Annotated in this window: 10 protein-coding genes; 5 read left to right on the top strand and 5 right to left on the bottom strand. The window is 72.7% G+C overall.

What is annotated here, in order from left to right; all coding sequences use genetic code 11:
- Positions 1-318, bottom strand: a 318-nt coding sequence (locus ACWGIG_RS33645; protein ID WP_453325489.1) for a DUF6401 family natural product biosynthesis protein, incomplete at its 3' end; no start/stop codon positions are given.
- 151 nt (positions 319-469) lie between these two features.
- Between ACWGIG_RS33645 and ACWGIG_RS33640 the strand changes: the two genes are divergently transcribed.
- Complete coding sequence (locus ACWGIG_RS33640) at positions 470-1,009, top strand: DUF1203 domain-containing protein (RefSeq protein ID WP_453325488.1); 540 nt, start codon at positions 470-472, stop codon at positions 1,007-1,009.
- Here ACWGIG_RS33640 and ACWGIG_RS33635 read toward each other — a convergent pair.
- Genes ACWGIG_RS33635 through ACWGIG_RS33620 form a run of 4 tightly spaced genes read right to left on the bottom strand, consistent with a single transcriptional unit; the run spans position 1,006 to position 4,525 of the window.
- The gene (locus ACWGIG_RS33635; RefSeq protein ID WP_453325487.1) at positions 1,006-1,668 is read right to left on the bottom strand and encodes a histone deacetylase; all 663 of its coding nucleotides are present in this window, start codon (positions 1,666-1,668) and stop codon (positions 1,006-1,008) included. The genes ACWGIG_RS33640 and ACWGIG_RS33635 overlap by 4 nt on opposite strands.
- A 5-nt stretch (positions 1,669-1,673) precedes the next feature.
- Positions 1,674-2,912, bottom strand: coding sequence for a GDSL-type esterase/lipase family protein (locus ACWGIG_RS33630; RefSeq protein WP_453325486.1), 1,239 nt, complete (start codon positions 2,910-2,912; stop codon positions 1,674-1,676).
- The gene (locus ACWGIG_RS33625; protein WP_453325485.1) at positions 2,909-3,502 is read right to left on the bottom strand and encodes a TetR/AcrR family transcriptional regulator; all 594 of its coding nucleotides are present in this window, start codon (positions 3,500-3,502) and stop codon (positions 2,909-2,911) included. The genes ACWGIG_RS33630 and ACWGIG_RS33625 overlap by 4 nt, the downstream gene beginning before the upstream one ends.
- Before the next feature lie 48 nt (positions 3,503-3,550).
- Entirely contained in the window at positions 3,551-4,525 is a 975-nt protein-coding gene (locus ACWGIG_RS33620; protein ID WP_453325484.1) for a helix-turn-helix transcriptional regulator, read from the bottom strand.
- A 62-nt stretch (positions 4,526-4,587) separates the two neighbouring features.
- On the opposite strand from ACWGIG_RS33620, the gene ACWGIG_RS33615 reads away from it, so the two are divergent.
- The 4 genes from ACWGIG_RS33615 to ACWGIG_RS33600 all read left to right on the top strand — a co-directional run bounded on the left by ACWGIG_RS33615 (position 4,588) and on the right by ACWGIG_RS33600 (position 8,788).
- On the top strand, positions 4,588-5,202 hold the full coding sequence (locus ACWGIG_RS33615) for a TIGR03086 family metal-binding protein (protein ID WP_453325483.1): 615 nt from the start codon (positions 4,588-4,590) through the stop codon (positions 5,200-5,202).
- A gap of 147 nt (positions 5,203-5,349) precedes the next feature.
- Positions 5,350-6,561, top strand: coding sequence for a serine hydrolase domain-containing protein (locus ACWGIG_RS33610; RefSeq protein WP_453325482.1), 1,212 nt, complete (start codon positions 5,350-5,352; stop codon positions 6,559-6,561).
- 58 nt (positions 6,562-6,619) lie between these two features.
- The gene (locus tag ACWGIG_RS33605; protein ID WP_453325481.1) at positions 6,620-7,594 is read left to right on the top strand and encodes an SMP-30/gluconolactonase/LRE family protein; all 975 of its coding nucleotides are present in this window, start codon (positions 6,620-6,622) and stop codon (positions 7,592-7,594) included.
- A gap of 216 nt (positions 7,595-7,810) precedes the next feature.
- On the top strand, positions 7,811-8,788 hold the full coding sequence (locus ACWGIG_RS33600; protein WP_453325480.1) for a GNAT family N-acetyltransferase: 978 nt from the start codon (positions 7,811-7,813) through the stop codon (positions 8,786-8,788).
- Positions 8,789-8,851 lie beyond the last annotated feature (63 nt).

Raw genomic sequence — 8,851 nt, 5'->3', positions numbered from 1 at the left:
GCCCCGGCGCGGACCGACGAGGCGGTGGCGCCGTACGAGCCAGCTCAGCGCTGTCAGACGGCACACCGCGTAGTCGTACGCGACCGGCTCCCGCCATCCCGTCTCCGCCAGTCCGTCGGTGAATCCGAGGGCGTAGTCGACGAGCGCGGCCCGGTCCGGGGCGGGCGGCTCCAGCCCGGAGCTGCTCGCCCCGAGGCGTGCGCGGATCTCGGCCACGTGCTGGTCGACCGCGGCGGCGAAGCCGGGCTCGAAGGCGAACTCGGCGAAGCGCTGCTCGAAGCCGGAGCACACCTTGGTGAGGACACAGGACGTGGACATGTTCCGTACGCTAAGGGATCCCTCGGACGGATTTGAGCGTGAGGCCCGGATTGCGGCGCATCTCACGTGCTCCGTCGGCCCCCGGGTACGGACCGAGCGCGGTGTCCGATTTCCGCCAGCGAGTCGGCTTCCCGCGGACGACGCTGGGGGCATGACCACCACTTGCACACCGCTGCCCGTACCCCCTGCCGCCCTCAAGGAACTGCGTACCGTCGACGACGCGGGCCGCCGCCCTGAGCCGTTCACCGCGCGCGAGGACGGGGTGCCCCTCGACTGCGTGGGCAGCCCGCTGCGCTGCTGCTTGCGGGCCGTCGAGGCGGGCGACCGGATCGCCCTCGTCTCGTACGCGCCGTTGCGCCGCTGGGCGGCGGAGACGGGTGCCGAGCCCGGGGCCTACGAGGAGACGGGGCCCGTGTTCATCCACGCCGACGAGTGCGGGCAGGCCGGAGCGGGCGGGGAACAGGGGGAGTCGCGGCAGTACCCCTTCGCGCGGCCGGGGGCGCTGCGCACGATCCGCCGGTACGACGCGGCGGGGCACATCGTGGGTGGCCGTCTCTTCGAGATCCCGCAGGACGCGGGGGCCGGTTTCGACGGGGCCTTCGACGAGGCGTTCGCCGACCCAAAGGTGGCGCTGGTGCACGTGCGGGCGGTGGAGTACGGCTGCTTCCTGTTCGAGGTCAGGCGGCCCTAGCCGTCGCCACGGGCCGTCCGCAGGAGTTCCGCGATCTCCCGTACGCTCCACCCGCCGGCCGCCCCGGGGCATCCCGCCAGGTACGTGGCGAGGGTGTCCGGCGGCCAGACGCCCGTCTCCCCGAGGCCCGCGCAGATGTGCTGGAGGTACGCGGCCGACGGCCTGTTCCACGCCACGTCGTCGACGCCCCACGGCGCGGTGAAGGTGAGGAGCGGGTGGCCGCGCAGGGTGCCAGGGCACACGAGCGTCTCGTACCTGCCGGGGCCCAGCACGGCCCTGCCGTCGTGCACGGCGCGGGCCAGATCGAGGCCGGGCCCGCCCGGCTCCCGGTACATCTCCTGCGCGGCGATGTCGCAGAACTGCTCCTCGCTCACGAGGTACGCGCGGGCGAGCACCCGCCCCCGGGCGGCCGGGTCGTAGAAGGCCCGGCCGCCGGTCCACACCGCGGACTCGGTGGCGAAGTAGAGCACGCCTTCGAGTTCGACCGCCGCCGAGCCGACGGGCGGCCGGGTGTCGCGGCAGCCCGGGTAGCTGCGGGCGGATCCCGGCGGACGGCCGCCCGCGAGGTAGTACGACAGCCGCCGCGCATGCGTGTTGGAGCCGTACGAGGCGTACCAGACGAGCCGTGGGGACCGGCCGTCACCTGCGGGCGACCGCACGGCGGTTACCGGGGCCGCGTACCGGCGGACGCGAACGCTCCGGCCGGGCCGAAGACCAGCTCGGCGAAGCGCGCGCCCATACGGCGATGGGTGGCGGCGTCCGGGTGGAGCTGGTCGGGCAGCGGCAGTTCGGCGAAGTCCTTCTCGCCGTAGAGCTCGCGGCCGTCGAGGTGGTGCAGGTGCGGGTCGTCGGCGGCGCGCAGGGCGACGATGCGCGAGAGTTCGGCCCGTACGACGTTGAGCGTCAGCTTTCCGGCGGCCACCTCGGCCGGGTCGCCCGCCGCCGTGAACCGGAGCCGGCCCTCGGCGAGCGCGCTGAAGTCGGGGGCGCTCGGGCCAGGGGTGTCCTCGTGGATGGGACACAGGACGGACGAGACGACCAGCAGCGGGGTGTCGGGGTGGCCCTCGCGGATCGTGTCGAGGAAGCCGTGCACCGCGGGGCCGAGCGCCCGCAGCCGCATCAGGTCGGTGTTGACCAGATTGATGCCGAGCTTGACGCTGATCAGGTCCGCGGGAGCGTCCCGCATCGCGCGCGCCGTGAACGGGTCGAGCAGCGCACTGCCGCCGAAGCCGAGATTGGTCAGCTCCACACCGCCGAGGGAGGCGGCCACTGCGGGCCAGGTGGTGCTGGGGCTCGCGGCGTCGGAGCCGTGGCTGATCGAACTGCCGTGGTGCAGCCACCTCTTGAGGCCCTCGCGCGTCGGAACAGGCTCGACGGGCGCGTCCGTCCGCAGGGCGACGAGCTCGGTGATCTCGTTGTACGGAAGCCAGATCTCGACGTCCTTGACGCGGTCGGGCAGCCCGTCGAAGCGGACGGTGCCGACAGGCCCGGGGAGGGTCTGCGCGGACCCGGTGGCCATGTCCGTCATCAGGACGTTGCCGCCTGTGGTGGTGGCCTGCCCGGCGAGTTCGCCGTCGACGCGCAGGTCGTAGGTGCCGTCCGGGCGGGGCGGGGCGCCCCGGTACGCGTTCTTGGTGCGCAGCGTGTCCAGCTCGACGGCGGTGGCCCGGGTGCGGAAGGCAAGCCGGACACCGGAGGGCTGGGCCTCGGCCATGGTCAGCTGCCCGTCCGGAATCTGCCTGCGCGCCGACGCGGGCAGGCGGTGCGGCCGTATGCCGTGCTCGGTCTGCTCCAGGTCGAGTGCGCCGCGCAGGAGGTCGGCGGTCAGGGGGACGGTGAGGGGGGTGGTGACGGCCGTGGTGAGGGGGGTGGTGACGGCCGTGGTGAGGGGGGTGCTGGTCATTTTCGTTCCTGTTCCCCGGTCTTCTCGACCGGCCAGTTCCGCAGCAGCGCGTCCAGTGCGTCCAGGCTCCGCGTCCAGGACACCTGCGAGTCGGGGGCGCTGTGGCTGAACCCGCCGGCCATCTCCAGGCTCACGTAGCCGTGGAAGACGCTGCCGATGAGGCGGACCGCATGGGTCTGCTCCGGTTCCGGCAGGGCGTAGCCGCGCAGGATCGCCCGCGTCATCTGCGAGTGCCGGACACCGGCGCTGGCGGCGGCCGTCTGCGGGTCGAGCCGGAACTGGGTCGCGGCGTAGCGGCCGGGGTGCTCCCGGGCGTAGTCGCGGTAGACGTCCGCGAAGGCGGTCAGGGCGTCCTTGCCGGCCCGCCCGGCGAGCGCGGCGGCGCAGCGGTCGGCGAGTTCCTCCAGGGAGAGCAGGGCGATCCTGGTCCTGAGGTCGTGGGAGTTCTTGAGGTGCGAGTACAGGCTCGCGACCTTGACCTCGAACCGCCTGGCGATCTCCGAGACGGTCACCTGCTCGAAGCCGACCTCGTCGGCCAGCTCGGCACCCGCCTGCGTCAGGCGTTCCACGGTCAGTCTTTCGCGAACCATAACCCATCTTTCTTTCGGCTGTATTTATTCTGCATTCACCTAATAGCTTTAGGCAAGTCGTTCCGGTCGGGCGGAGCCGGGCGGTCCGTAGACTCCGGCCAGCTCGACCGCCAGATGTGCGAGCCGCTCCCTGGCCTCCGGCGGGTCCAGCACCTCGACGCGTGCCCCCAGCCCGGCCAACTGCGCCGCGACGACCTCCGCCGTCGGCCCGTCGACCCGCACCTCCGTCCAGCCGTCGGGAAGCACCGGGCCGATCCGCACCCGCCCGCCGAACAGCAGCTCCAGGCGCCCCACCGTGCCGGGCTCGACCCGGGCCCGTACCGTCGCGGCGAGCATCCGGTCCTCCATCCGCGCGGCCAGGGAACGCCAGGCCGCGGGGAGGTCGAATCCGTCCGGACGCACGACGGGCTCGCCGGTCGGCTCGACCGAGGTGACGCGGTCGAGCCGGAAGGTCCGCAGACCGTGCTCGGTGTCGGCGACGAGGTAGTCGTGACCGGCCTTGGCCGCGAGTCCGAGCGGATGGAGCGTCCGCACACCGGCGGGCTTGCCGGGTGTCGCGTACCCGAGCCGCACCTGCGTCCCGTCCAGCACGGCCCGCCGGAGCGCGGCGCGCTGGGGCTCGGCCGCCGTGGCGTCGGTGCGTGACCAGTCCGTGCCGTCGACGAAGCCGGCCTGCGCGGCGGCCTCGGCGCCCGAACGCAGTGGCGCGGGCAGTGCGCGTACCAACTTCCGCAGTGCCGTACGGAGTTCGGGCGTGGTGGACGAAGGGCCCGCGAACAGGAACAGCGCCCGGATCTCCTCGGCCGTGAGCCCCGTGAGGTCGGTACGGGCCCCGCCGACCAGCGACCAGCCGCCGCCGCGCCCGCGCTGCGAGTACACGGGGATGCCCGCGGCGGACAGGGACTCCAGATCGCGGCGCGCGGTCCGCTCGGACACTTCGAGCTCCGCCGCGACCTCGGCCACGGTGACGCGGGTGCGGCTCTGGAGGAACAACAGGGTGGCCACCAGGCGATCGGCTTTCATGTCGGCCATTCTCTTTCGGAAAGTGGCCAGGAGATGACCTGTTTGGCTTCCAGGATGAGGTCATGACTCACACCGAGAACACCGCACAGTCCCCTCTGACCCCCGACGCCGCCGCAGACCCCCGTCAGAGCCTGCTCCAGGCGATCGCCCTGGCCGGTCGTATCTGCGCCGGGGTCCGGCCCGAGCACTTCGACGGGCCCACGCCCTGTACCGAATTCACCGTCCGGGGCCTCGCCGGGCACCTCGTCGCCGTCCTGCGCCGGATCGCCCTTGCCGGGCGCGGCGGCGACGTGGCGAGTCTCCCCACGGTCGTCGACGACGTCCCGGACGCCGAATGGCCGCAGGTGTGGAGCGCCGCGGTGCGTGAGGTCGAGGACGCCTGGGCGGATCCCGCGATCCTCGGACGGACGCTGAACCTGCCGTTCGGCCAGTTGCCGGGCGCCGCCGCCGCGGCCGTCTGGACCTCGGAATTCACCGTGCACACCTGGGACATGGCCACCGCGACCGGACAGCTCCCGGAGTGGGACCCCGAGGTCGTGGAGATCGCGTACGCCGCGATGCAGCGCGGGCTGCCCGCCGGGTCGCGCGAAGGCGCGCCGTTCGGGGACGCGGTGGACGTCGCCGCGGACGCGCCGGCCATCGACCGCCTCGTGGCGTGGTGCGGACGCAAGCCGTAGGAGCCCGACCCCATGAGCCGGGCCGTCCGGACCGTATGAGCCTGGCCGTCCAGCACGGCAACGATCAACCCTGGAGCCCGACTTCGGCGTCCCTCGCGGCACAGGGGGCGGCACCGGCCGCCCCCGTGACCCGGAGGAGGCACCCCCATGAAGCAGCGTGCCCCGCGCACCGCCCCACTCGCCCTGGCGCTGGCCACGGCCTTGGGCGCGGTCACGCTCGCCCCGTCCGCGCACGCGGCGCGGCCCGCCGACGACAGTCACCGGGCGACCCGCAGCGCACTGCATGATCTGATCGAGAAGGGAGGACTGCCCGGCGTCGCGGCAACTGCCGTGAGCGACAAGGGGCGTTGGTTCGCCGAGTACGGACACGCGGACACCGCCACGGGCCGCGAGCGTACGGCGGCCGACCGGTTCCGCGGCGCCAGCACCACCAAGACCTTCCTCGCGACCGTCCTGCTCCAACTGGAGGCGGAAGGCAGACTGAGCCTGGACGACACGGTCGAGACCTGGCTGCCGGGCCTGGTGCGGGGGAACGGGTACGACGGCCGCACCATCACCCTGCGCAGCCTCCTCAACCACACCAGCGGCCTCGCCAACCACACCGAGGACCGCGCCTTCATCCGCGACGCCGCGGGCCCCGGCTTCCCCGAGCACCGCTACGACACCCACACGCCCGAGGAACTCGTGGCCGTCGCGCTGAAGCTGACCCCGCCCCCCACCGTGCCGTACTACTCGAACACCAACTTCGTGATCGCCGGGATGGTCGTCGAGAAGGCGACGGGACGTTCGTACGCGCAGGAGATCACCCGCCGCATCGTCCGGCCGCTGAAGCTGCGCGGCACGTCCTTCCCCGGCACGTCGCCCCACCTGCCGAAGCCGCATCCCGTCGGCTACTCCAGGCTCCATGAGACGGCCCCCGACGCCCCGATCCACGACGCCACCGAACAGAACATGACCTGGCTGGGCGCTTCCGGCGATGTCATCTCCACCACCGACGACCTCAACCGCTTCCAACGCGCCCTGATACGGGGACAGTTGCTTCCCACCGAGCAGCAGAAGGAGCTGCTCCGGGAGGTACCGGGGCCGGACGGGACCGGGTTCGGGCTCGGGGTCGAATTCGCCACACTCTCCTGCGGTGTCAAGGTGGTCGGCAAGACCGGCCGGACGAACGGCTCCCTGTCGGGGATGGTCGGCACGCCGGACGGGAAGCACCAGCTGACGTTCAACGCCAACGGCGACTGGCTGCGCGACGGATCGCTCTACGTCAATGTGATCGAGGCGGAATTCTGCGGCAAGGTCCCGGACCCGGCGGACACTCCGACGGCCGGAAGTCGTCTCCTTGCCCCCTCGCCCCATTGATGGGACGGTGCATCACCGATCCCACGGAACCGAGCCGAGCCGACCAGGACGGACACACATGAAGCCCAGGCTGCCCCGTACCGCTCGCACCTCCCGCACCTCCCGAGCCCGGGGCATCCTGCCCGTAGCGCTGCTGGCCGTCGCCGCCGGTCTGTTCGCTCCCGCCTCCGCCCACGCGGCGCCCGCCTGCGAAGCCACCGACCCGGCGCCGCCCCGCCAGGTCGCGCACCTGCCCGACTGGGTCGAGTCGATCGCCGTCGACGCGCGGGGCCGGATGTTCGCCACCGCCTACTTCTCCGGCCGCGTCTACCGCATCGACGCCCCGGGCAGCGCCCCCGTCGCCCTCACCGGGAACATCGGTGCCAACGGCGGGGTCGTCGTCCGCGGCGACGGCCAACTCCTCGTCGGTACGGGCAACGACCTCGTGCACTCGACCACCGGTGACCTGTTCCCGAGGTCGAAACTCCTCCAGGTGGACCCGGAGTCCGGCCGGGTCAGCACGTACGCCTCGGGCCTCGGCGGCATCGACGGAGTCGCCCTCGCACCCGACGGCACCGTCTACACCACGACCCTCGGCGGCCGGAACATCGGCCGCGTCACCCCGGACGGCCGGGTCGACCCCGCCTGGGCCAAGGTGTCGCAGGCCAACGGCATAGCCGTGTCCCCGGACGGAAAAGAGGTCTACGTCATCCAGACCACCGTCGCCCCCGGCCTCTACCGGATCCCCGCCGACGACCCGGCCCGCCCGCAGCGCTGGATCTCCACGCCCCTCGCCGACGTCCTCGCCCTGCCCGACGGACTCACGCTCGACGGCAGGGGCCGCCCGCTGATCGCCACCCATGCGGCGGGCCAGATCTGGCGGGTCGAGGGAGAGCGCCTCTGCAGCCTGCAGTCGGGGCTGCACCTCTCCACCCAGGTCACCTACGGCCGCGGGGAGCACGGCTTCCCCGCGGGCCGGCTCTACCGGTCGGGAGTGGACGGACGGATCTACGAAGTCCCCGCGGGCGCCGAAGGAAAACCTGTTGCGCCGTGATCGGGTGCTGCACTAACTTCACCCCGTCGGCCACGAGGCCGGCGGTCCTGCCCAGGCCCCGCGCGGAGCTCCGGGCAACACCCCACGCAGAAGGGAGGCCGTGATGTTCACCGCGAATCCGGCGCTTCAGATCGGCCGAACCACCCTCGTACGTACGCGGGTCGGCTGAATCCCCCCGATCTGCTCGCGCCTCCTCTTCACCATTCTGGAGACGCCTTGATCCACCATCGCATCCGTTCCGTCGTCGAGTCCGATCTCGACGGCTTCCTCCCGCTGCTCGTGGCGGACCCGGCCAGTACGCTGACGGCCGACCTCTACCGGGCCAAGCTCGCCGACGGCCAGTACCGGCTTGAGTGGACCTGGATCGCCGAAGACCCGTCGGGCGGTGCGCCGCTCGCGGTCGCCGTCTGGTGGGGCGGCCAGGTGGAGACCACACCCGGTGCGCTCGACGGCGTGTACGTCCACGACTCCGTCGGCACCACCGCCCAACGCACCGCCCTCGCCGCCGAGTTGCTCACCCGCGCACACGTGGCGTACGCACGGGCGGGGGCCGCGGTGCCGCCCGCGTACCACATCTTCCTGCCCGGCGACTGGCACGAGCGACCCGATGTGGTCGCGGCGCTGGAGTGGCGGCAGGAGGCGGCCCGGCGCGCCGGGCTCTCCGAGAGCCTGGAGCGGCTGCGCTACGAATGGACGCCGGCGGCCGGGCTTCCCGAACCGTCGTCGCAGGGGCGGTTGCGCTTCCTCGCCGAGCCCGACGACGAGGTCTTCGTCGACCTGTTCCGGCGGGTGGTGGAGGGCACGCTCGACGCGACGTCCCGGCAGGAGGCGGAGCGGGTCGGCGCCGAACAACAGGCCCGCGCCGACGTGGAGTTGTACCGGGACCACATGCTCGGGGACCGGTCCTGGTGGCGGGTCGCCAGGACACCCGCGGGCGAGGCGGTCGGCTTCGGCCTGCCCTCGCGGAACCACAGCGGACCCGTGGTCGGGTACCTCGGTGTGCTTCCCGAGCACAGGGGCCGCGGATATGTGGACGACATCCTCGCGGAGATCACCAGGATCCTGGTGGCGGAGACCGACCCGGCACACATCCGCTCCGACACCGACCTGACGAACGCCCCCACGGCCGCCGCCATGGAACGCGCCGGTTACCGCAACCACGCCCGCCGACTGGTGCTGTCCGCCCGCCGGTAGCCCGCCGACGGGGCGGCCCGCCCGCCCGCTCCAGGGGCCGTCCCGCCGGACAGCCCCTGGAGG

It is taken from the genome of Streptomyces sp. NPDC054863, from assembly GCF_053610825.1.
Note: the sequence above shows the minus strand (reverse complement) of the source record. Positions and strands in the feature narration are given on the sequence as shown.

Coding starts and splice junctions, on each gene's coding strand:
- ACWGIG_RS33620 (WP_453325484.1), bottom strand. CDS start 4,525: ATGAAAGCCGATCGCCTGGTGGCCACCCTGTTGTTCCTCCAGAGCCGC.
- ACWGIG_RS33640 (WP_453325488.1), top strand. CDS start 470: ATGACCACCACTTGCACACCGCTGCCCGTACCCCCTGCCGCCCTCAAG.
- ACWGIG_RS33630 (WP_453325486.1), bottom strand. CDS start 2,912: ATGACCAGCACCCCCCTCACCACGGCCGTCACCACCCCCCTCACCACG.
- ACWGIG_RS33615 (WP_453325483.1), top strand. CDS start 4,588: ATGACTCACACCGAGAACACCGCACAGTCCCCTCTGACCCCCGACGCC.
- ACWGIG_RS33610 (WP_453325482.1), top strand. CDS start 5,350: ATGAAGCAGCGTGCCCCGCGCACCGCCCCACTCGCCCTGGCGCTGGCC.
- ACWGIG_RS33625 (WP_453325485.1), bottom strand. CDS start 3,502: ATGGTTCGCGAAAGACTGACCGTGGAACGCCTGACGCAGGCGGGTGCC.
- ACWGIG_RS33605 (WP_453325481.1), top strand. CDS start 6,620: ATGAAGCCCAGGCTGCCCCGTACCGCTCGCACCTCCCGCACCTCCCGA.